Source organism: Flavobacterium sp. (assembly GCF_043778725.1).
GTDB lineage: Bacteria > Bacteroidota > Bacteroidia > Flavobacteriales > Flavobacteriaceae > Flavobacterium.
Map to the genome: position 1 here is coordinate 45,524 of NZ_JAYWFT010000178.1, position 21,665 is coordinate 67,188.

The following is a 21,665-nucleotide window of genomic DNA, read 5'->3' on the forward strand; positions in this document are numbered from 1 at the left end:
GTACTGATTACTGAACATTTTCAATAATTATTTTTTCAATAATTAGTAAGCCGCTGTAAATCGCACTTGGTGGTGTTTCGGATTTTCAGCTTCATCGGCAATAACTACTGCCAAATCTTCTCCAGAAAGAATACTTCTTTGATTTTCATCAAATACTGGATTTTCTAACCCCAATCTGTATTTTCCTGTTCTTCCAGTTGTAATTCCTTGATGCATTTCAAACGCCGGACTGAAAAATGCCCAATCCAATTCTTTTTCTTCTTTAATAAGGTTTAGATAATCTCTAGCTGCGGATGCACCAGGATAAATTTCTTTTGGAAAATCTGGCGTATCAACAGCTTGTAAATTTGGAGCTACGAATAAACTTCCACCACCACCAATAGTGATGTATCTTTTTACGCCAGAAAGTTTTACAGCTTCTTGAATTTTCTTTGCGCCAGCTAAAAATTCCTCATAGATGTTTGGGTTTGTCCAACCCGGATTGAAAGCGCTAATAACAACATCATTTCCTGATAGAATTTTAGATAATTCTTCAACATTATTAATGTCGGCTTTTACCCAATTGATGTTAGATTTTACTTGGTCTTTCGGATTTCTAGCAATCGCAGTAATTTCGTGATTACGATTTGATAATTCATTCAAAATGTTTGTGCCAACAAATCCAGTGGCGCCAATAATTGCAATTTTCATAATATAAATATTTAAAAGTAATAAAAAATGTTACAGTTTAATTTAAAAAAATAGTTAGAATTTATTTGAAAAATCTTCCAATGTAATAGCTTGCAATTGCTTACTAATAGTAGAATTCACATCTTTATAAAGTGCTTCTAAATTAGCATTCATTTGTTTCCCAACAGGACATTTTGGATTGGGTTCATTCTTTGAATACCCCAATGTTACTTCGTCAAAAGTCAATTTAAAAATGTCATCTAGCGATATTTCTGATGGTGATTTTAACAATCTTGTTCCTCCATTTTTTCCTTCTTTACTTTCTACAATAAATTTTTTTTTCAAGTTTGCTATTTCTTTTCTTACCAAAACCGGATGTAAATTCATACTACTCGCAATAAATTCTGAAGATAAAAATTCTCCAGGAAATTTAGAAAGCAAGGTTAGAATGTGAGTTGTAATAGCAAATTTACCTGAAATCATACTGTAATAAAATATATTACAAATTTATAATGTTTTTTAATTCAAACATAAAAAAATATGTTAAAAGTTATCTTTGAAAGTTTATAGCGGTATTTTTGTACTCTATTTTTATGGTATGGAAAATATAATTCTTTTATTTCTGTGTTTACTTTTGGGTGTTTTATTGCAAAAAGTAAAGCAATTTCCTGTAAATGCACATCAGAGTTTAAACCAATATGTAATTTATGTTTCACTACCAGCATTGGCATTGTATTACATTCCTAAAATTACATTATCACTTTCATTATTGTATCCGATTGGAATTGCTTGGCTTGGTTTTGGTTTGTCTTTTATATTTTTTTATGCTTTAGGTAGTTATTTAAAATGGTCTAAAAAATTAATTGGATGCTTGGTTTTAACTAGCGGATTGGGAAATACTTCTTTTGTAGGATTTCCAATTATTGAAGCATTATATGGTTCGGAAGGATTGAAAACCGCAATTATAGTTGATCAACCAGGTTCGTTTGTAGTGGTGACAACATTAGGAATTTTGGTTGCTGCAAGTTTTTCGAGAGGTAATTTAAGTGTTTCCGAAATTGCTATGAAAATTATAAAATTTCCACCTTTTATTGCTTTTGCAATAGCTTTGTTGTGCACTTTTTCTTCTTTTCAATTTCCAAATGCGTTACAAAATGCTTTCTTACGAATAGGAAATACAGTAACACCAGTTGCACTTGTTGCTGTTGGCTTGCAATTAAAAATTGACACCAAGAGTAGGCATTGGTCTTTTTTAACTTTAGGATTATTTTTTAAGTTATTTTTAATGCCAGCTTTTTTCTTCTTGTTTTACAGAATAATTTTAGGAGCAAAAGGTTTAAATATTGATGTTTCTATAATGGAATCGGCAATGGCACCAATGATTACAGGTGCAATTTTAGCAAGTAATTATGGATTAAAACCTAAATTGAGTAGCATGATGGTTGGTATTGGAATTCCAGTTTCATTAATAACTACAACAATTTGGTATTTTATTCTTAAATAATTTCTAAACCTTTCTATTTATTTTTTTAGAATGAATTATTTTAATTTGGTAGTAAGTTTTAAGTTTGTAATACTATTTTAATTTCAATTAATAAAAAGTGTTTAAGAATGAATCCGCAACCAAATAAATAGTATTTTTGAAGCATAGTTTTAAAACTAAATCTATTTCAAAAAGCTATGTCACAAAATCAAATATCACATGAAGCGATTGCTCAACTAGAAAAAATAGTTGGACAGTCGTTTATTTTTTTAGACCAAGAAACAAGAAATCATTATGGTCATGACGAAACTGAGGATTATGTTTTTCCTCCAAGCGTAGTTTTAAAACCAGCAAATGCTTTAGAAATTTCCGAAATTTTAAAAGTTGCCAATGAGTTTAAAATTCCCACGACACCAATAGGAGCAAGGACAGGTTTGAGTGGTGGTGCATTAAGTATTTATCAAGGTATCGGACTTTCATTGGAACGGCTCAATAAAATTTTAGACATTGACGAGCAAAATCTTCAAGTAACTGTTGAACCAGCAGTTATTACTCAAGTCTTGAGAGAAGCTGTTGCCGATAAAGGATTGTTTTATCCAGTAGATCCAAGCAGTCAAGGAAGTTGCTGGATTGGAGGTAATGTAGCCGAAAATTCTGGTGGTGCAAGAGCTGTAAAATATGGTGTTACCAAAGATTATGTATTGAATTTAGAAGTGGTTTTACCCAATGGTGAGATTATTTGGACTGGTGCCAATACCTTAAAAAATTCAACAGGTTATAATTTGACACAATTAATGGTTGGTAGCGAAGGTACATTGGGTGTAATTACCAAAGTAGTTTTAAAACTTTTGCCAATAAACACACATAATGTTTTAATGTTGGTTCCGTTTTATAAAGCCAGTCAGGCTTGCGAAGCTGTTTCTGCTATTTTTAGAGCTGGAATTATTCCAAGTGCTTTAGAGTTTATGGAACGTGATGCTATAGATTGGACTTTAAAGTACAATGACAACATCAATATCAATGTTAATGACAAAGTGCAAGCGCATTTACTAATTGAAGTTGATGGAAATTATCCTGAAATTTTGATGCTTGAAGCCGAGAAAATAATGTCAGTTATTGAGCAATTTGAAATTGATGAGGTTTTATTTGCTGATACCGATGATCAAAAAAATGCTTTATGGAAAATGAGACGTTCGGTTGCCGAAGCAGTAAAATCTAACTCAATTTATAAAGAAGAAGATACGGTTGTACCAAGATATGTTTTGCCAGAATTACTAAATGGTATTAAAAAAATTGGTTCTAAATATGGTTTTAAATCAATTTGTTATGGACATGCAGGCGATGGAAATCTTCATGTAAATATTATAAAAGGAGAAATGAGTGATGACAATTGGGAACGTGAAGTACCAAAAGGAATTCGTGAAATATTTGAATTAACAGTTGCTTTAAAAGGAACGCTCTCTGGTGAACATGGAATAGGGTTTGTGCAGAAAAACTTTATGAATATAGCTTTTTCAAAAGTACATTTAGAATTGATGGAACGTATTAAATATGTTTTTGATCCCAACAATATTCTAAATCCAGGAAAAATTTTCCCAGATGAATTATAATTTTATGTTTTATAACTTTTTATTTACTAAAAAAAATCCCTAACTGTTTTTACAATTGGGGATTTTATTATTTAAATCAGAAATTTATATTCCGTTTATTATGGCTACAAAATCATCTGCTTTTAGCGCAGCACCACCAATTAATCCGCCATCAACATCTGGTTTTCCAAATATTTCTTTTGCGTTATCTGGCTTTACACTTCCTCCATAAAGGATAGAAACATCTTCGGCAACGTCACTTCCGTAGGTATGTCTTACTGTTTCTCTAATAAAAGCATGCATTTCTTGTGCTTGGTCAGGACTAGCAGTTTCTCCTGTTCCAATTGCCCAAACTGGCTCGTAAGCCAAAATAATATCTTCCCAAGCTTGTTTATCTAAATGAAATAATCCATCGCGCAATTGGTTTTCAACTACATTAAAGTGTTGCTCATTTTGACGGTCTTTTAATTCTTCACCAAAGCAAAAAATAACGGTCATATCATGCTTTAAAGCAGTGTCAACTTTATTAGCAATGATTGCATCTGTTTCTTTAAAAATAGCACGACGCTCCGAGTGTCCCAAGATTACTGTATTTACACCAATACTTTTTAACATATCAGCCGAAATTTCTCCAGTGTAAGCACCACTTTCTGATTGATGCATGTTTTGTGCTGCAACTGTAATTTTTGTAAACTCTAAGTGATCAACTGCAGAAGCTAAATTTACAAAAGTAGGAGCTACAATTACTTGAACATCCTTGTCTTCTGGCAATTTATCTATTAAATCGTTTAATAAATCTTCTGTTTCTTCACTGTTTTTATTCATTTTCCAGTTACCTGCAACAATCTTTGTTCTCATATTTATCGTTTTAATTCTTTATCTATTTTTTCAAAATCAGTTTCAATGGCTCTGTAAAGTGCTACTTTTCCTTTTTTGTCAACTACAATATATCTTGGAATCCAATCTAAATCTATAGATTTTCCAAAAGCACCTTTCATTCCTTTCTCATCATTTACCCAATAATGATCTCCTTTTAATTCGTGTTTTTCTATACCAGTTTTCCATTTGTCCATTGCTTTATCCATAGAAATAAAAACATAAACAACATCAGGATTTGCTGCTTGTAGCTCTTTTACTTTTGGCATTGCTTTTACACAATCGCCGCACCATGAAGCCCAAATTTCTACAACAATAGTTTTTCCTTTGTACTTTTCAAGAACTTCTTTAAAGCTAATTTCGCTACCTTCTATAGTTGTCAATTTTCCTTCAAGTGCTTCTTTAGAAAATTCTTTTTTTTGTGCATTGCTGCAAGATATAGAAGCCATGATTACTGCAAATAACATTATTATTTTTTTCATAAATTTATTTTTTTTAACAAAGTTAAACAAAGCACATCTTTGTTTTACATATAAAATGAGTTTTTAAGTTGAAATTATGATTTTTTTAGTGTTTAAATGTAAATCTATTTTAATGATAAAAATGAATTAACTATTTTTAATCAAGCAATTATTTTTTCAAATCTTCATAAGATTTATGCAAATAAACATTTAAATCTTCTCCATTAAATTTATTACCATCAATTCCCCAATAGTATTTTATTTCGTTTCCATTCCATAAATATTTTACTCCTGGCGTATCTTTTCCGCTTCCAAGAGTTGTCCAAAACGGAATAATTTCAATAATTTTATAAGGATAAGTTGCGCCAGCTTCTTTGAAAAACGCTGGAATCAAATCGGCTTCTTCGTTCATGAAAATGATAGAAAGTGGTGGTAAACTTGCATCTTTTTTTCTCATTTCGGTCAATTCTTTTGCAGCTAATCTACAATGATCGCAACCAGGAACAAAAAAACAAAGTAGTTTTTTACCTTTATCAATACTTGGAAAAAATGCGGCATTACCCGATTTTATTTTTTTAGGTTCGTTTGGATTTTCTGCTTCAACTTTAACTTTTTTGATAGAATCTTTTTTGACTTCAATAACTGGAGTTTCAGATTTTATGGTGTCAATAGAAGTGGTAGCTTCAGTAATAGTATCTTGTTGGATTTCTTCAATTGGAGCATTTACAAAATTTGCTGCTGCTGGCTGAATTGGAGCAATCATATAAATTCCTAAAATTGTAGCAAAAAGTACGGTTGTTAAAATCCAAAAATTGTGTTTTTGAGTTTCTTTTGGAAGCAAATAATACAAATAACCAAGCAATCCGATTGCTACAATATTTTTGATAATAGCCTCAATAGGTGTCATTGGAAGCAACTCACCAAAACAACCACAGTTTCCAGAATTTCCGCCACTTAAAAAAGTAACATAAGTTAAATGGCCAACAAAAACTGCCAAAAGCAAAATAGTCATTGGTATTATAAAGCGTTTTAACCAATTGTTTTGCAATAATAAAAAGCCTAATGCAAGCTCAATGCCAATAAGTGTTCTTGAAAAATAAGGCGCTATATGTTCAGAAAAACCTAATGTATAAAGTTGTTTCACTTCAAAAGTTGAAATAGCAAAATAAGGCGACGGATACATTTTGGCAATAGCAGAAATAATAAATAAGAAAGAAATTATTATTCTAATTGTCCAACCGATATAGTTTTTTTTAGATTCCATATTTTTGTTTTTACAAATGTAAAAAGGCTTTTTGTAGTGAGTTGTTAACGAATTGTTATTGTCCGAATTTCATCAATATTAGGGCAAAAACCGAATAGTTTATCATGTCTTGATAATTAGCATCAATACCTTCAGACACTAATGTTTTTCCTTTATTATCTTCAATTTGTTTTACACGAAGTAACTTTTGAAGAATTAAATCGGTTAACGAACTTACACGCATTTCGCGCCAAGCTTCACCATAATCATGGTTTTTGTTTTCCATTAATTCTTTGGTTACTGCAATTTTTTCATCATAAAATTTCACAGCTTGTTCTGTATTCAAATCAGGTTGATCAACAACGCCTAACTCCAACTGAATCAATGCCATAATACAATAATTGATGATTCCTATAAATTCGCCAGTTTCGTCTTCGTCAACTTTTCTAACTTCATTTTCTTGCAAACTTCTAATGCGTTGCGCTTTAATAAAAATTTGATCGGTTAGCGATGGCAAACGTAAAATGCGCCATGCACTTCCATAATCGGTCATTTTTTTACTAAATAAATCACGGCAAATGCCAATTACTTTGTCGTATTCTTGTGAAGTATTCTTCATTAATGGTATCTTTGTATGAATTTTTTTCAAAAGTAAATAAAAAATAAGCAATAAGCAATAAGCCTTATGCTGGTTTCGCTTAAAGGATATTGCCTAAAGCTTAAAGCTAAATTATGACAATCAATTGCAACGGAAAACTTATCGATTTATCTTCGCCTAAAGTGATGGGTATACTTAATGTAACGCCCAATTCTTTTTTTGATGGAGGAAAACATTCTGATGAAAAAGCAATTTTAATACAGGTTGAAAAAATGCTTTTAGATGGAGCAACCTTCATAGATATTGGTGGTTATTCAAGCAAACCAAGTGCCGAATTTGTTTCGGAAGAGGAAGAATTACAACGACTACTTCCTGTGGTTCAAAAAGTAGTTCAAGAATTTCCAGAAGCAATTATTTCAATAGATACTTTTAGAAGTAAAGTAGCCAAAGAAACTATCGAAAATGGAGCAGCAATAATCAATGATATTTCGGCAGGAAATTTAGATGATAAAATGTTGCAAACAATTGCACAACTGCAAGTTACTTATATTATGATGCACATGAAAGGAACGCCACAAACCATGCAAACGCTCGCACAGTATGAAAATATTGTAAAAGAAATGGTGTTTTATTTTTCAGAAAAAGTAGCACATGCAAGAAGTTTAGGAATTAACGATTTAATCATCGATCCAGGATTTGGCTTTGCAAAAACTTTGGAACAAAATTTTGAAGTTTTAAGTAAATTTGAGTTATTTCAAATGTTGGAATTGCCATTACTTGCTGGAGTTTCAAGAAAATCAATGATATATAAAACTTTAGAAACAACAGCTGAATTTGCATTAAACGGAACTACTTCATTGAATACTATTTCATTACTTAAAGGCGCAAAAATCTTGCGTGTTCACGATGTAAAAGAAGCCGTAGAATGTGTGAAATTATACAATCAATTAACATGAAAAAATATTTAGGATTCCTACTAGCTTTAGTTTTATTTTCTTGCGAAGGCAAAAAAGAAATTGAACTCCCAAAAGCTGCTTCAACAATAATTGCCGATGTGCAAGAACATTCACCAATTTACATATTTTTCAAAGTGGAAGGAAAAGATACTATTGCCGATGTAAACAGAAAAAATTCGATAGTATCAACCAATTGGATTTTCAATATTGATAAGCGTTTACCACTTAAATTGATTGTTCCAGAAATAATAAAGTTACAAGCCAAAAAAGATAAAAGCATGCACAAAAACGAAGCTGCCGAAAACTATTTTTCGTATGCTAATGATGTGAAGAAAACTATGGCTTTTTTACCGTTTACAAAAGTGAAATATGTTATTGGAAAGCCAAAATCAGGCACAATTGTTTATTTTTCTAAAAACAATAAAATTCTGGTAGATAATATTGAAGTAAAAAGAGATTCTTTGGAAGATTATCTTAATAAAATGTCAGAAGTAAAACTTCATACTATCAACTTTTGTTTTGATAAAAATGATACATATGATAGATACATTAAAAATATAATTTCAATTAGAAGTTTAGAAATTGAAGTAATACAACCAGAAGAATTTATCTACTAAAACTTCCAAACTTCATAATTGGTATTCCAAACTTCGTACTTCGTATTTCCAACCTCGTACCTCGTATTTCCAACCTCGTACCTCGTATTTCCAACCTCATACTTCGTATTTCCAACCTCGTACCTTCTATTGATGATGATAAGGTTCGTTTCTTAAAATAGTAAACCCACGATACAATTGTTCAATTACAAACAATCGTACCATTTGATGCGAAAAAGTCATTGCCGAAAGTGAAATTTTGCCTTGTGATTTTTTATAAACTTCTTCGCTAAAACCATAAGGTCCGCCAATTACAAAAACCAATGTTTTGATGCCTGCATTCATTTTCTTTTGAAGATAATCCGAAAATCCTACGCTCGAAAAAGTACTTCCGTTTTCGTCCAATAAAATCAATTGATCGGTTGGCGATAACTTTGATAAAATTAATTCGCCTTCTTTTTCTTTTTGTTGCGCTTCCGATAAGTTTTTTACATTTTTAATATCTGGAATTAGTTCCAAATCAAATTTTATATAAAAGGACAATCGTTTTGTGTAATCATCAATTAATATTTGTAACGATTTATTATCGGTTTTACCAATAGCTAGAAGTCGAATGTTCATTTTTAGTTTATATAATGAGGCAAATTTACAAATTGATTTCTATTTTCTTCCAACTTCCAACTTCCAACTCCAAAGTATTTTCTATTTTTGCACAACAACACAACTACTATGTACAAATTACTAATTCGTCCGATACTTTTTTGGTTTGATCCAGAAAAAGTGCATTATTTTACCTTTTCATTAATTCGTTTTTTATCCAAAATACCTGGGTTTTCATCACTTTTCAAATCACTATATTTGGTAAATGACAAACGATTAGAAACAGAAGTTTTCGGATTAAAATTCCCAAATCCAGTTGGATTAGCTGCGGGTTTCGATAAAAATGCCGTTTTATATAAAGAACTTTCCAACTTCGGTTTTGGTTTTATTGAAATCGGAACACTAACGCCAGTTGGTCAAGATGGAAATCCCAAAAAACGATTGTTCCGATTAAAAGAAGATTCTGCAATCATCAACAGAATGGGATTCAATAACGAAGGTGTTCAAGCTGCTGTCGAACGTTTAAAGAAAAATAAAAATGTTTTAATCGGCGGAAACATTGGAAAAAATAAGCTTACGCCAAATGAAAATGCCACGCAAGATTATGAAATTTGCTTCGAAGCACTTTTTGATTATGTCGATTATTTTGTAGTAAATGTAAGTTCGCCAAACACACCAAATCTTCGAGAACTTCAAGATAAAAAGCCGTTAACCGAACTTTTAACAACACTCGAAACCCGAAACTCGAAACACGCAACTAAGAAACCAATTCTTCTTAAAATAGCACCAGATTTAACCGATTCACAACTTTTAGACATTATAGATATTGTAAACGAAACCAAAATTGCAGGTGTAATTGCAACCAATACAACACTTTCAAGAGAAGATTTACAATCAGAAAACAAGTCAGAAATGGGCGGATTATCAGGCAAACCATTAGCCAATCGTTCTACAGAAGTCATCCGATTTTTATCTGAAAAAAGTAATAAATCGTTCCCAATTATTGGTGTTGGCGGAATCCATTCTGCTCAAGATGCCATTGAAAAATTGGAAGCAGGAGCAAGTTTGATTCAGCTTTACACAGGTTTTATTTACGAAGGACCACAATTAGTGAAGGAAATTAATCAGGAAATATTAAAAGCTAAAATTGTAAAATAAGTTTTACGAAAACGATTTCTTTAGTATCTTTGGCTTCCAATGGAAAAAATCAAAATCATAGAATGTCCGCGCGATGCCATGCAAGGCATCAAGCCGTTTATTCCAACCGACCGAAAAGTAGATTATATTCAATCGTTACTTCGCGTAGGTTTTGATACCATTGATTTCGGGAGTTTTGTTTCGCCCAAAGCGATTCCGCAAATGGTCGATACTGCTGAGGTTTTAGCACAACTCGATTTGTCGCAAACTTCCAGTAAATTACTTGCAATTATTGCTAATACACAAGGTGCAGAATTGGCTTCAGTACATAAGGAAATTCAATATTTGGGTTTTCCATTTTCTATTTCAGAGAATTTCCAAATGCGAAATACCCACAAAACCATTGCCGAGAGTTTAATCACTTTACAAGAGATTTTAAACATTGCAGATAAGTCCAATAAAGAAGTCGTAACCTATATTTCAATGGGTTTCGGAAATCCGTATGGCGATCCGTGGAACGTAGAAATTGTGGGTGAATGGACCGAAAAATTGGCGAATATGGGTGTTAAAATTCTGTCACTTTCGGATACTGTTGGAAGTTCAACTCCAGAAGTAATTGACTATCTATTTTCGAATTTAATTCCGAAATACCCGAACGTCGAATTCGGAGCACATCTTCACACAACGCCCGACAAATGGCATGAAAAAATCGATGCCGCTTACAAAGCTGGTTGCCGTCGTTATGATGGTGCCATTCAGGGTTTTGGCGGTTGTCCAATGGCAAAAGACGATTTAACAGGCAACATGCCAACCGAAAAAATGCTGTCTTATTTCACCCAACAAAAAGCCAATACCAACACAAGTCCAATGAGTTTTGAAAGCGCTTATAATGTGGCTTCTCGCTTGTTTGGAGAGTTTCACTAAGAGCTATTTCCAGCTATCCATTCCAAGATTTTATCAACAATTCTTTTTTTGCAAGCACTAAAAAGAGCTTCCGTTGGTCGCTTTTTTAGCACAACAAAAAATAGAATTCTTTAATAAAATGCTTTCCATTGCTATCTGGGCTATTTAGTAGTGATCAGTGTTTAGTAATGAATGTTCAGTCTTTAGAAATTAGTGTTCAGTGTTTAGTAATTAGTGTTCAGTAAGTAAAATTCGTGTAATCTTAAAGCAAATTAATTCGTGCAAATTCGTGAAATTCGTGTAAAATATTCAAAGCTAAGTTTTTAAAATTCGTGTAATCTTAAAGCAATCTAATTCGTGCAAATTCGTGAAATTAGTGGCAAAAAAAATACGTGTCCAAAAAAAATCAACGTCTTTTAAATATCTTGTAAATTTCAATCCACATCACAGATATAAATGCAATTAAAATACTCAATCCAATTTGAGTATAATCAACCATTTCAAACAAAAAGAATTTAGAGAATACAGGAACAAACAGTAGGAGCGAAGTAACGGCAATTGTAACCCCAATAATCAATAAAACCAAATTGTTTTTATAACGAATTGTAGTAAAAATCGAATAATAAAACGAACGATTTTCCAATGTAAGAAAGATGTTTGAAGCAATCAACGTCAGAAAAATTGAAGTTCGTGTATAGGTTTCCGAAAAATTATTTTCAACACAATATTGATACATAAACAGCAATCCCAAAGTAATTACCAATCCTTGAATAATGCTAATGGTAATTTCTTTCAAATTGAAAAAAGTATTCGTTAAAGGTCTTGGTTTTTCTAGCATTAAATTACTTTCCATAGGTTCGTTTTCATAAATAATAGAACATGTTGGACCCATAATTATTTCTAAAAAGATTATATGAACTGGCGTAAAAATATTTGGAAATATCCAGCCCAAAGCCAACGGAATAAACACCACCAAAATGATAGGAATGTGAATGGAAATAATATACTGAATGGCTTTTTTTAAATTCACATAGATTTTTCTTCCCATTGCAATGGCATCGGTCATTTTTGCAAAATTGTCGTCAATCAAAATTAAATTGGCTGCTTGTTTGGCAATTTCGGTTCCTTTTTTACCCATCGCAATTCCAATATGTGCCGATTTTAAAGCTGGACCATCATTTACGCCATCGCCAGTCATCGCCACAATTTGATTATTGTCTTTTAAAGCCTGAATAATTTTCAACTTTGCTTCGGGAAACATTTGTGTAAAAATAGCAGTTTCCATCACTTTTACTTTCAAAGTCGCTTCGTCCATCGCCATTAATTCATCACCATTCAATACTTTATCGGCATCTTTAAAACCTATTTGCTTTGCAATAGTTGTGGTAGTTTGCGCATTATCGCCAGTTACAATTTTCACGTTAATTCCGGCTTTGTAAAACGTTTCAAATACTTCTTGAATATTAGCTTTGGGCGGATCATAAAAAGCCACCAAACCTTTAAACGTAAATTTGAATTCCTGCTGCATTTTTGGATAATTCGTTCCAGTAAATTCGGTTACGCCAACGCCCAAAACCCGATAACCTTCGTTAGCCATTTTTTCAATAGCGACTAAAACTTGCTTTTTTTCACTTTCAGATAAATGACTGACTGCAATAATTGCTTCGGGCGCGCCTTTGGCAGCAATGATTTTTTTACCTTTTGCATCTTCAAAAACATGCGTCATCATGGGCGGTTTTCCATCCAATGGATATTCGTGTACCAATTTAAAATTGGGTCTTTCATCAACCGAGTCTAATTTGGCGTAAGCCTCATGAATTGCAAGTTCCATAGCATCAAACGGAATAGGTTCACTCGACCACATGGCATAATTTAAAACTTCTTCAGCATCTGGATTGAGTTTTTCTTTGGTGTCAACAATAGCATCCGATTTGAATAGATAAAATTGCGCCAAACTCATTTTGTTTTCGGTAATTGTTCCGGTTTTATCAGTACAAATTACGGTAGCACTTCCTAAAGTTTCAACGGTTTTTGTTTGCTTGGTTATGATTCCCATTTTCATCAATCGCCATGCGCCAAGTGCCATAAACGATGCAAAAGCCACTGGAATTTCTTCAGGAATAACACTCATTGCAATCGTTAGGGCTTTCAATAAACTATCTAAAATACTTTTAGAATGAAAATAATTTATTGCCCAAACTATTACAAAAATCACCAATCCAATGATGGACATTTTGGTAACAAAATTTGTAATCTGAATTTGTAGTGGCGTTTTTTCTTCAGCAATGGTCTCAATGCTTTTTCCGATTTTACCAATTTGAGTTTGGTTTCCAATGGCTGTAACTTCGCAAATTGCTAATCCTGTGGCAACGATTGTTCCTTGAAAAACTTGCTTAATTTCGGATGCTTCATTCTTAAAAACCGATAAAGATTCGCCGGTTAAAATTGCTTCGTTTACCGAAAAATCATTCGATTGAATTATGGTTGCATCTGCAGGAACAAACGTGCCTTCTTCCACTTGAATGAAATCGCCAAGTACAATTTCTTCACTCGGAATTTCTACCAATTCACTATTTCTTATGACTTTGCTTTTGGGTTGGGATAATTTTTTGAGCGATTCAATAGCATTTCTACTTCGTGCTTCCTGAAAAAGCGAAATTGCTGCAACTAAAAAGATGGCAACTGTCATGAAAATACCATCGCCATAATCGCCAGAAATGTAGTAAATACCTGCAGCGGCGACCAATAACAGAAACATTGGTTCTTTAATCATTTCTAGCAATGACATCAAAAAATGATTTTTTTCTTGGTGTTCTAATGAGTTAGAACCGTTTTTATTTCTAGAGAAAATTACTTCTTTATTTGAAAGTCCTGCAATTTTATTTTGTTCTTTCGTCATCACTAAAAGTTTAGTTTAAACTAAAGATACGATTTTTTTAGAAGCTTTTAGTAATTAAAATTTATTAATTAGCAACCCAATCATCATCGCAATTCCAAAACTCAGCATGGTTCCAATTAAGACATATTCGGTTTTAATGGTGTCGGTATCTTTGTATCGTAAAATTGATTTTGCTGCGATTAAAAAGCCTACAACTTCCAATTTTCCGATGATTACGAAAGTTAAGACTAAAATTCGTTCTAAAATACCAATCAGTTTTCCAGCATTTTTAAGTTCGGCAGATGTGTCCGAAATGCTTTCAATTTTACCAACAACAAGAGTTTCTCTAATTAAAATATTTGTTGGTTTTATGCAAATTAAATAGCCTAAAATAATAGCTAACCATTTTATAGAAAGAGGAACATTCCAAATGACATTTGATTCGAAATAGCGATTAAAAATCCAAACAAAGAATACAATGACCAACAGATGTAAAATTTGATCAATAAAAAAGGCAAATCTACTCGTATTCAAACTTTTTTTCAATCCATCAATTATATAATGAAGAATTGAAATTGGCAATGCACAAAAGAAAAAGTTGCTATCAAAAGATAAAATCCATGCACAAACAAAAGTAATTAATGCATGTTTCAATAAAAATTTGCTTTTAAAACCATTCTCGTTTTTTTCTTTTGAACTGGCATCCGTTTGAAAAAAATAATCACTCATTACATGAGCAATCACTTGAAGTATAAGTAGTTTTACCATATTTTACGCAATGCTAAAAATGTTGATTTAAAATAGGAAGTTGCTCGTTCTATAGCATTCCAACCTACACTACTCAATTGCTTGTTAACCGTTGGTTGTTTTATATTTAATTTTGTGGCTATTTCTTTTTCGCTATTTCCCAATAAACGAAGATATAAAATTTCGCATTGTTTTGCAGTAGCATTGTTTAATAAAACATCAAGCAAGCCCAAAATACAATTTATGTTATCGTTTAATTTTTCATTATTAGAATTAAAGAAAAGTGTGTTTTTAATTACGATGCGTTCTTTGTTGTACGTTGTGCGCTCTTCACTAATTTTTCTACCCGAATAATAAATTGCTTCACCATCAATAACTTCACTTACTTTATCATACCTTGTTAATTCGCCATAACCTAGAGCCAAGCGAATGCCATAATTTTTAAAGTATTTACTTCTTGAAGTTTCAATTTTCGAATCTATAAATATTGATTTTATATAACATTTAATAATGATTGCAATGGTTAGCGCTTCATGAGGATTATCTACAACCATTTCTAGATAGTCACCTTTTATAATTCTTCCATAAATAAAAAAATCCTTCTCTAGAAGTGAAATTAATGCTTTTAATTCCAGTTCTAAAACTGATTTTTCTTCATCAGTTAAGCTTGTAGAAGCAATGATATCACCAGATAAAACTATTTTATTTTTCATATATGTAAAATTTATTTTTTAGAGGTCATATATGTTATCGCCTTTTTATTTATTGGGGTTTGCTTGCGCAAACTTGTTTTTATTGGCGATTTCATCATAAATCTCTTTAACATAACAAATATATAGCTTTTTTTTGGTATAAATATACTTTATAGCCTTTTTTAGTTATAAAAATACTTTATAGCCTTTTTATGGTATATTTTTAATAAATTTTCTCACAATACTACAGAATGTATATAAAACTAATCACGATTCTCAATTACTATTCACTTTTTCACTATATTTGCACGCAATTTAACTACAACTACAAATTGCAATGAAAGCACACACTTCCAAAATCGTTGGCGAAGGTTTAACCTATGACGATGTACTGCTAATCCCAAATTATTCTGAAGTTTTACCGCGCGAAGTCAATATTCAATCGAAAATATCAAGAAATATTTCGCTTAATGTTCCTGTCGTTTCTGCAGCTATGGATACTGTAACCGAAAGTTCTATGGCAATTGCGATGGCGCAAGAAGGCGGAATTGGTGTTTTGCATAAAAATATGACTATAGAACAACAAGCTGCAAAAGTTAGAAAAGTAAAACGTGCCGAAGCTGGAATGATCATCGATCCAGTTACTTTACCTTTAAATTCAACTGTTGGCGATGCTAAAATGTTGATGAAAGAACACGGAATTGGCGGAATTCCAGTAGTGGATGAAAACGGAACTTTAAAAGGAATTGTAACTAATAGAGATTTGCGTTTTGAGAAAATCAATTCGCGTTCTATATTGGAAGTTATGACTTCTCAAAATTTAGTTACTGCTGCCGAAGGAACAACTTTACAAGAAGCAGAAGGAATTTTGCAACAAAATAAAATCGAAAAATTACCAGTAGTTGATAAAAACTATAAATTAGTTGGATTAATTACGTTTAGAGATATTACCAAATTGGCTCAAAAACCAGTAGCAAACAAAGATAAATTTGGGCGTTTACGCGTTGCTGCTGCACTTGGAGTTACTGCTGATGCTTTAGAAAGAGCAACTGCTTTAGTAAATGCAGGAGTCGATGCCGTAATTATTGATACTGCTCACGGACATACAAAAGGTGTGGTTGATGTTTTAAAAATTGTGAAAGCTAAATTTCCAAATCTTGATGTAATTGTTGGAAATATTGCAACTGCCGAAGCCGCTTTATATTTAGTAGAAAATGGTGCCGATGGCGTAAAAGTAGGAATTGGTCCAGGTTCTATTTGTACAACTAGAGTTGTTGCTGGAGTTGGTTTTCCACAATTTTCTGCAGTTTTAGAAGTTGCGGCGGCTTTGAGAGGTTCTGGAGTTCCAGTAATTGCCGATGGCGGAATTCGTTACACAGGAGATATTCCAAAAGCGATTGCAGCTGGTGCTGATTGCGTAATGCTTGGTTCACTCTTAGCAGGAACAAAAGAATCACCTGGAGAAACTATCATTTTTGAAGGAAGAAAATTCAAATCGTATCGCGGAATGGGTTCTGTGGAAGCTATGCAAGAAGGATCAAAAGACAGATATTTTCAAGATGTGGAAGACGATATTAAAAAATTAGTTCCAGAAGGAATTGTAGGTCGTGTTCCATACAAAGGAGAATTGAACGAAAGCATGCAACAATTCGTTGGCGGACTTCGTGCCGGAATGGGTTATTGCGGTGCAAAAGACATTCCAACGCTACAAGAAACTGGAAGATTTGTAAGAATCACAACTAGCGGAATTGGTGAAAGTCATCCTCATAATGTTACTATTACTAAAGAAGCTCCGAATTATTCGAGATAAAAAATACTTTAAATGCATCACACTATCATTGAAAACAATTGTGTTTGTGGTGCATTTTTTGTTAAGCGCAAGTCAAACGCCATACAAATATTACGTACAAACGGTTTTCCTTTATCGGTAACTGTTATTGATGTACTTGAAAGTGTAAGTAAACCATCAACTTCCATCTCGTGTAATTGATTAATTATTCCTGGAAGTTCAGTAAAATAAGTGTTTTCTTTATCCCAAGAAGTTCGAAACTGACACATCAAATTTAAAATGTGTTTGCGAATAATTAAATCCTCCTTAGTTAAAATATGACCGCGAAATACTGGTAATTCGTCTTGATCTAACTTTTTATAATAGTCTTCAATTGTTTTCTCATTTTGTGAAAAACTATACCAACTATCACCAATAGACGATACGCCCAAACCAATCATCAATTGCGTTTTAGATGAAGTATAACCCATAAAATTGCGATGTAAAGATCCTTTTTTTAAGGATTCATTCATGCTGTCGCTTTCTAGAGCAAAATGATCCATCCCAATTTCGTTATAATTATTGGCAGTCAAACGTTTTTTTCCTTCTTCATAAAGTTTTCGTTTTTCATCATCTTTTGGTAAGTCATCATCTTTAAAACCGCGTTGTCCACTACCTTTTATCCAAGGCACATGCGCATAGCTGTAAAATGCCAATCTATCGGGTTGTAACGAATTGGTTTTGTCAATTGTATCAAGAACATCATTCAAGGTTTGAAACGGTAATCCAAAGATTAAATCATGTCCAACAGAAGTATATCCAATTTCTTTTGCCCAAAAAGTAACTTTTGCCACATTATGAAACGGTTGTATTCTATGAATGGCTTTTTGCACTTTCTCTGAATAGTCTTGAACTCCAAAACTCACTCTTCTAAAACCTAAATCATATAAGGTTTCTAAATGTCTTCTTGAAGTATTATTTGGATGTCCCTCAAAACTAAATTCGTGTTCTCTTGCTTTTATTGCTCGAGCAAAAATTCCGTTAATTAGAGTTGTTAAATTTTCTGGAGAAAAGAAAGTTGGAGTGCCGCCACCCAAATGAATTTCTTTAATTATAGGTTTTTTGGGAAGCAAATCACAGTATAAATTCCATTCTTTTAAAACCGCCAAAATATATGGGTTTTCAACCTCATGATTTTTTGTAATTCGTTTGTTGCAACCACAAAAAGTGCACATACTTTCGCAAAAAGGCAAATGAATATAAAGGCTTATTCCCTCTGTAGTATTACTTTCTACAAATGATTTGATGAAAGTTTGTTTCCATTTATCTAAAGAAAATAATTCTTCTTCCCAATAAGGAACCGTTGGATAACTAGTGTATCTTGGTCCAGGAACATTATATTTTTGAATTAAGGAAACTGACATAACATTTATTTTAAGTTCCAAAAGTACTCTGGTTAGCTAAAAGATAAAATGATAATTGTCATATAAGAAAAAAGCCCACCGTTAAGTGAGCTTTCTGTATTATTTATTCAAATTTCTAATTTGTTTCAACTTGTCTTTCCAAGTGATTAATTCTTCTTTATGTCTTTCGATAGTTTTTCTTACTTCGGTAACAATAGAATTTTCTTTCTTGGCATTTCTAGTATTCTGAAAAAATTGGATGTTATTTTCTAATTGGAAAATTTCATTTTGTATTTCATCAATTTTGCGCATTGTGAAAATTTTCTCATTGTCTAACTTTCTGCTGTCTTCAGATCCAGCAATGTTGTCAAGTCTGTTAGCAAATCGCAATTGTTCGCCTTCTTTTTTACTTGAGCTTAATTTTTCAAATAAAGCATCCAATATCTTATTGAATTTTCCTTCGATATGTCTTCTATTAAAAGGAACTCTTCCAATTGCTTTCCATGCTTCAATATGCGCTTTTATTCCATCTAAATCGGTTTTATGATCACCAACTAATTCAAATGAACGCAACGTTTCTAAATATTCTTTTTTCTTTTCAAAAGCAGCAACCTCTTCAGCATTCTCTTCTGATTTACTTTCTTTTAAACGTTCAAAATAATGATTACAAGCACCTTTAAATTCTTTCCAAAGTACATCAGAAAATTTTCTTGGTACATGACCAACCAATTTCCAATCTTCTTGAATTTGCTTCATTAGTGGAGTAGTAGCAGTAAAATCTTCGCTTTCTTTCAACTCATTTGCTTTAGCAACTAAGGCTTGTTTTCTGCTTAAATTATCATTTTGATCTTTCTTAATTTCTTTATAGAAAGAGTTTTTTAATACATTAAAATTTCTAACTGCAGTTTTAAAAGAAGCCCAAGTAGCTTCATTTACATCACTTGGAACTTTTCCTGTTGCAAAGAATTCATTGCGTAAAGCTTCAACTTTTACAATTTGGTTCAACCAAGCTTGGTGCGAATCTACTTTTTCTTGTGCAAGAACTTCAAGTTCAGCTATAATTCTGTTTTTCTTTTCTAAATTGTCTGTTTCTTTTGCTCTAAAACCTTCGTAGAAAGTTTCACGTTTGTCGTGCATTTGCTTAGTCAATTCACTAAATTGTTTCCAAACTTCTTCACGGTGTTCTCTAGAAACTGGTCCGATATCTTCTTTCCAAATTTTATGTAAATCTTGCAATTCACGGAAGGATTTATTGATATCTGGTTCGTTTACCAATTCGGCAACACGAGCAATAATTTTTTGTTTTTGTTCTAGATTGATTTTAAAATCAATGTCTCTTGCTTCACGGTCTAAATGCAAGAAATCATAGAAATTTTCAATATGGAAATGAAAATTATTCCATACATGATTGTATTTATCTTTCGGAATTGGTCCTGCAGTTTTCCAACGTTCTCTAATGTCATTCAACTGTTTTAGAGAATTTGCAATGTTTCCTGATGGATTGTTAACCAAATTTTTCAATTCTTCAACAAGTGCCATTCTATTTTCTAAATTCGCTTGAAGGTTGTTTTGAAGCGATTTAAAATGTGTATTTTTTTTATCTCTATATTGATTGTATAGTGCGTCAAATTTTGCTTTTAAAGGAAAATTATAATGAAAATCTTCAGTTGTATCTGGGTTTTCAGCATGAAATTCATCTTTTTTCTCATCAAGAAAATGATAATATTTAGATAAAAATGCTTTTTTAATTTCTTCAACATGCTCTCTAATAGACATTACTTGGTCGGTTACAACAAGTGTTTCCAACTCTTCAACCAATTTTTCCATTGGTAATGCTTCATAATCTTGCAACGGAATGTCGTAACGACCTTTTACCGTTTCATCTTCACTTTCTTCAGCATTTGCATTATTGATTGCGTTCATGGCAAAATCACTTTCTTCCTCAACAACAACTGTATCATCAGCTACTTGCTCATCAGTAAGTTCAATTACATTTTCTGTTGCAATTTCAGTATTTTCTGTCGAAGGAACTTCTTTTGGTGTTTCAGTAATTTGTTCACCAACTAAATCTTCTACTTCAAGAACTTTTTCTTGCTCATTTTCAGCAACTAACGGTGCTTCTACTTCTGTATCTGGAACTAATTCTGCTACAGATTCTAAAGTACTAACAACTGCTTCAACTTCTTGATTTTCAGAACCAACTGCTTCTTGCGATGCATTGTTAAGGTTTCCATCTGCCGCGTTTTCGTTAACTGACAGGTTATCATTCATTTCTTCTGACATTTTTTTAAATGTGTAAGGTTATACAATTTTCCACTTTTGGAGCGCGAAAGATAGTAAAGTGTGGTTTAAATTCAAAGAAAATCAGCGTTTTCTGTGATTTTTATTTGATGATAGAAAGTCTTTTAGAAATAAAAGTTGAAGAATTGAAATTATTTATTCCAAATTTTCCATGCTTTTTCTGCCTGAAATACCAACATTTCATGTCCGTTTTTTGTAACAGCACCTTTTTTCTTAGCTTTTTTTAAGAATTGCGTTTCTTCGGGATTGTAGATTAAATCAAAAGCAATGTGCTTTTCTGTAAAAAACTCATAAGGAATAGGAGGAAATTCTTTAGTATTTGGACTTGTACCAAGCGGCGTGCAATTTATTATAATTTGAAAATTATCAAATGTAGTTGCGTTTACTCGGTTATAATCAATTGCATTTTCTGATGCTTCTCTAGAAACATAAGTATAGAAAATTCCCAATTGTTGTAGGGCAAAGGCAATCGCTTTAGCTGCGCCACCAGTGCCAAGAATTAATGCTTTTTTGTGATGCGGAAGAAGAAGTGGTTCTAATGATTTTTTAAAACCATACCAATCAGAATTATAACCTTTTAGATTTCCTTTTTTTGTAAACCGAATTACATTTACAGCGCCAATTTTAAAAGCTTTATCCGATAAAGTATCCATGAAAGGAATGATGGCTTCTTTGTAGGGAATAGTGACGTTTAATCCTTTTAAATCGAGATTATTTTTTAAAATATTTGGAAATTCTTCGATGCTATCAATATCAAAATTTTCA

Annotated in this window: 20 protein-coding genes; 7 read left to right on the forward strand and 13 right to left on the reverse strand. The window is 32.3% G+C overall.

The window, feature by feature from the left end:
* Positions 1-42: 42 nt before the first annotated feature.
* Positions 43-690 (reverse strand): NAD(P)-dependent oxidoreductase, encoded by a 648-nt coding sequence (locus ACH2CG_RS16215; protein ID WP_395067086.1) that lies wholly within the window; start codon positions 688-690, stop codon positions 43-45.
* 54 nt (positions 691-744) lie between these two features.
* Positions 745-1,152 (reverse strand): Rrf2 family transcriptional regulator, encoded by a 408-nt coding sequence (locus tag ACH2CG_RS16220; RefSeq protein ID WP_395067088.1) that lies wholly within the window; start codon positions 1,150-1,152, stop codon positions 745-747.
* Positions 1,153-1,267: 115 nt separating this feature from the next.
* On the opposite strand from ACH2CG_RS16220, the gene ACH2CG_RS16225 reads away from it, so the two are divergent.
* Both ACH2CG_RS16225 and ACH2CG_RS16230 read left to right on the forward strand, forming a co-directional pair.
* Positions 1,268-2,173 carry an AEC family transporter gene (locus tag ACH2CG_RS16225; RefSeq protein ID WP_395067090.1) on the forward strand — a complete coding sequence of 302 codons (906 nt, stop codon included), beginning with the start codon at positions 1,268-1,270 and terminating at the stop codon, positions 2,171-2,173.
* A 176-nt stretch (positions 2,174-2,349) separates the two neighbouring features.
* Positions 2,350-3,762 (forward strand): FAD-binding oxidoreductase, encoded by a 1,413-nt coding sequence (locus tag ACH2CG_RS16230; protein ID WP_395067092.1) that lies wholly within the window; start codon positions 2,350-2,352, stop codon positions 3,760-3,762.
* A gap of 84 nt (positions 3,763-3,846) precedes the next feature.
* Here the strand turns inward: ACH2CG_RS16230 and tpiA are convergent, their stop codons facing one another.
* The 4 genes from tpiA to ACH2CG_RS16250 all read right to left on the reverse strand — a co-directional run bounded on the left by tpiA (position 3,847) and on the right by ACH2CG_RS16250 (position 6,940).
* Positions 3,847-4,599 carry a triose-phosphate isomerase gene (tpiA, locus tag ACH2CG_RS16235; protein WP_395067094.1) on the reverse strand — a complete coding sequence of 251 codons (753 nt, stop codon included), beginning with the start codon at positions 4,597-4,599 and terminating at the stop codon, positions 3,847-3,849.
* 2 nt (positions 4,600-4,601) lie between these two features.
* The gene (locus ACH2CG_RS16240; protein ID WP_395067096.1) at positions 4,602-5,099 is read right to left on the reverse strand and encodes a TlpA family protein disulfide reductase; all 498 of its coding nucleotides are present in this window, start codon (positions 5,097-5,099) and stop codon (positions 4,602-4,604) included.
* A 148-nt stretch (positions 5,100-5,247) separates the two neighbouring features.
* Complete coding sequence (locus ACH2CG_RS16245; protein ID WP_395067098.1) at positions 5,248-6,342, reverse strand: MauE/DoxX family redox-associated membrane protein; 1,095 nt, start codon at positions 6,340-6,342, stop codon at positions 5,248-5,250.
* Positions 6,343-6,397: 55 nt separating this feature from the next.
* The gene (locus ACH2CG_RS16250; protein WP_395067100.1) at positions 6,398-6,940 is read right to left on the reverse strand and encodes a DUF1599 domain-containing protein; all 543 of its coding nucleotides are present in this window, start codon (positions 6,938-6,940) and stop codon (positions 6,398-6,400) included.
* Between the two features lie 113 nt (positions 6,941-7,053).
* Between ACH2CG_RS16250 and folP the strand changes: the two genes are divergently transcribed.
* Together folP and ACH2CG_RS16260 are read left to right on the forward strand one after the other, a co-directional pair.
* A complete protein-coding gene (gene folP, locus ACH2CG_RS16255; RefSeq protein ID WP_395067102.1) occupies positions 7,054-7,875 on the forward strand; it encodes a dihydropteroate synthase in 822 nt (273 codons plus the stop codon).
* A complete protein-coding gene (locus ACH2CG_RS16260; RefSeq protein WP_395067104.1) occupies positions 7,872-8,492 on the forward strand; it encodes a hypothetical protein in 621 nt (206 codons plus the stop codon). Before folP ends, ACH2CG_RS16260 begins: the two co-directional genes overlap by 4 nt.
* Positions 8,493-8,618: 126 nt before the next feature.
* Here ACH2CG_RS16260 and rlmH read toward each other — a convergent pair whose 3' ends face one another.
* Positions 8,619-9,092, reverse strand: coding sequence for a 23S rRNA (pseudouridine(1915)-N(3))-methyltransferase RlmH (rlmH, locus tag ACH2CG_RS16265; protein ID WP_395067106.1), 474 nt, complete (start codon positions 9,090-9,092; stop codon positions 8,619-8,621).
* A 108-nt stretch (positions 9,093-9,200) separates the two neighbouring features.
* Here rlmH and ACH2CG_RS16270 point away from each other — a divergent pair, with 108 nt between their 5' ends.
* Both ACH2CG_RS16270 and ACH2CG_RS16275 read left to right on the forward strand, forming a co-directional pair.
* Positions 9,201-10,229 carry a quinone-dependent dihydroorotate dehydrogenase gene (locus ACH2CG_RS16270; RefSeq protein WP_395067108.1) on the forward strand — a complete coding sequence of 343 codons (1,029 nt, stop codon included), beginning with the start codon at positions 9,201-9,203 and terminating at the stop codon, positions 10,227-10,229.
* 39 nt (positions 10,230-10,268) lie between these two features.
* The gene (locus ACH2CG_RS16275; protein WP_395067110.1) at positions 10,269-11,132 is read left to right on the forward strand and encodes a hydroxymethylglutaryl-CoA lyase; all 864 of its coding nucleotides are present in this window, start codon (positions 10,269-10,271) and stop codon (positions 11,130-11,132) included.
* A 385-nt stretch (positions 11,133-11,517) separates the two neighbouring features.
* On the opposite strand, the gene ACH2CG_RS16280 is transcribed toward ACH2CG_RS16275, so the two are convergent.
* Genes ACH2CG_RS16280 through ACH2CG_RS16290 form a run of 3 tightly spaced genes read right to left on the reverse strand, consistent with a single transcriptional unit; the run spans position 11,518 to position 15,449 of the window.
* A complete protein-coding gene (locus ACH2CG_RS16280) occupies positions 11,518-14,010 on the reverse strand; it encodes a cation-translocating P-type ATPase (RefSeq protein WP_395067112.1) in 2,493 nt (830 codons plus the stop codon).
* Positions 14,011-14,064: 54 nt separating this feature from the next.
* Positions 14,065-14,757, reverse strand: a complete 693-nt coding sequence (locus ACH2CG_RS16285) for a DUF3307 domain-containing protein (RefSeq protein ID WP_395067114.1) — start codon at positions 14,755-14,757, stop codon at positions 14,065-14,067.
* On the reverse strand, positions 14,751-15,449 hold the full coding sequence (locus ACH2CG_RS16290; RefSeq protein ID WP_395067116.1) for a helix-turn-helix transcriptional regulator: 699 nt from the start codon (positions 15,447-15,449) through the stop codon (positions 14,751-14,753). The genes ACH2CG_RS16285 and ACH2CG_RS16290 overlap by 7 nt, the downstream gene beginning before the upstream one ends.
* Positions 15,450-15,765: 316 nt before the next feature.
* Here ACH2CG_RS16290 and guaB point away from each other — a divergent pair, with 316 nt between their 5' ends.
* A complete protein-coding gene (gene guaB / locus ACH2CG_RS16295; protein ID WP_395067118.1) occupies positions 15,766-17,238 on the forward strand; it encodes an IMP dehydrogenase in 1,473 nt (490 codons plus the stop codon).
* A 17-nt stretch (positions 17,239-17,255) separates the two neighbouring features.
* Here guaB and hemN read toward each other — a convergent pair whose 3' ends face one another.
* The 3 genes from hemN to ACH2CG_RS16310 form a co-directional block, all read right to left on the reverse strand.
* The gene (gene hemN / locus ACH2CG_RS16300; protein WP_395067120.1) at positions 17,256-18,620 is read right to left on the reverse strand and encodes an oxygen-independent coproporphyrinogen III oxidase; all 1,365 of its coding nucleotides are present in this window, start codon (positions 18,618-18,620) and stop codon (positions 17,256-17,258) included.
* Between the two features lie 99 nt (positions 18,621-18,719).
* Positions 18,720-20,882 carry a DUF349 domain-containing protein gene (locus ACH2CG_RS16305; RefSeq protein WP_395067122.1) on the reverse strand — a complete coding sequence of 721 codons (2,163 nt, stop codon included), beginning with the start codon at positions 20,880-20,882 and terminating at the stop codon, positions 18,720-18,722.
* Between the two features lie 149 nt (positions 20,883-21,031).
* On the reverse strand, positions 21,032-21,665 hold a 634-nt coding region (locus ACH2CG_RS16310; RefSeq protein WP_395067124.1), incomplete at its 5' end, for a shikimate dehydrogenase family protein.

Bases quoted from the DNA above. Each gene is read 5' to 3' on its own strand.
- ACH2CG_RS16245 (WP_395067098.1), bottom strand. From the start codon at position 6,342: ATGGAATCTAAAAAAAACTATATCGGTTGGACAATTAGAATAATAATT.
- tpiA (WP_395067094.1), bottom strand. From the start codon at position 4,599: ATGAGAACAAAGATTGTTGCAGGTAACTGGAAAATGAATAAAAACAGT.
- ACH2CG_RS16280 (WP_395067112.1), bottom strand. From the start codon at position 14,010: ATGACGAAAGAACAAAATAAAATTGCAGGACTTTCAAATAAAGAAGTA.
- rlmH (WP_395067106.1), bottom strand. From the start codon at position 9,092: ATGAACATTCGACTTCTAGCTATTGGTAAAACCGATAATAAATCGTTA.
- hemN (WP_395067120.1), bottom strand. From the start codon at position 18,620: ATGTCAGTTTCCTTAATTCAAAAATATAATGTTCCTGGACCAAGATAC.
- ACH2CG_RS16275 (WP_395067110.1), top strand. From the start codon at position 10,269: ATGGAAAAAATCAAAATCATAGAATGTCCGCGCGATGCCATGCAAGGC.
- ACH2CG_RS16220 (WP_395067088.1), bottom strand. From the start codon at position 1,152: ATGATTTCAGGTAAATTTGCTATTACAACTCACATTCTAACCTTGCTT.
- ACH2CG_RS16225 (WP_395067090.1), top strand. From the start codon at position 1,268: ATGGAAAATATAATTCTTTTATTTCTGTGTTTACTTTTGGGTGTTTTA.
- ACH2CG_RS16215 (WP_395067086.1), bottom strand. From the start codon at position 690: ATGAAAATTGCAATTATTGGCGCCACTGGATTTGTTGGCACAAACATT.
- ACH2CG_RS16285 (WP_395067114.1), bottom strand. From the start codon at position 14,757: ATGGTAAAACTACTTATACTTCAAGTGATTGCTCATGTAATGAGTGAT.
- ACH2CG_RS16290 (WP_395067116.1), bottom strand. From the start codon at position 15,449: ATGAAAAATAAAATAGTTTTATCTGGTGATATCATTGCTTCTACAAGC.
- guaB (WP_395067118.1), top strand. From the start codon at position 15,766: ATGAAAGCACACACTTCCAAAATCGTTGGCGAAGGTTTAACCTATGAC.
- ACH2CG_RS16270 (WP_395067108.1), top strand. From the start codon at position 9,201: ATGTACAAATTACTAATTCGTCCGATACTTTTTTGGTTTGATCCAGAA.
- ACH2CG_RS16240 (WP_395067096.1), bottom strand. From the start codon at position 5,099: ATGAAAAAAATAATAATGTTATTTGCAGTAATCATGGCTTCTATATCT.
- folP (WP_395067102.1), top strand. From the start codon at position 7,054: ATGACAATCAATTGCAACGGAAAACTTATCGATTTATCTTCGCCTAAA.
- ACH2CG_RS16305 (WP_395067122.1), bottom strand. From the start codon at position 20,882: ATGTCAGAAGAAATGAATGATAACCTGTCAGTTAACGAAAACGCGGCA.
- ACH2CG_RS16260 (WP_395067104.1), top strand. From the start codon at position 7,872: ATGAAAAAATATTTAGGATTCCTACTAGCTTTAGTTTTATTTTCTTGC.
- ACH2CG_RS16250 (WP_395067100.1), bottom strand. From the start codon at position 6,940: ATGAAGAATACTTCACAAGAATACGACAAAGTAATTGGCATTTGCCGT.
- ACH2CG_RS16230 (WP_395067092.1), top strand. From the start codon at position 2,350: ATGTCACAAAATCAAATATCACATGAAGCGATTGCTCAACTAGAAAAA.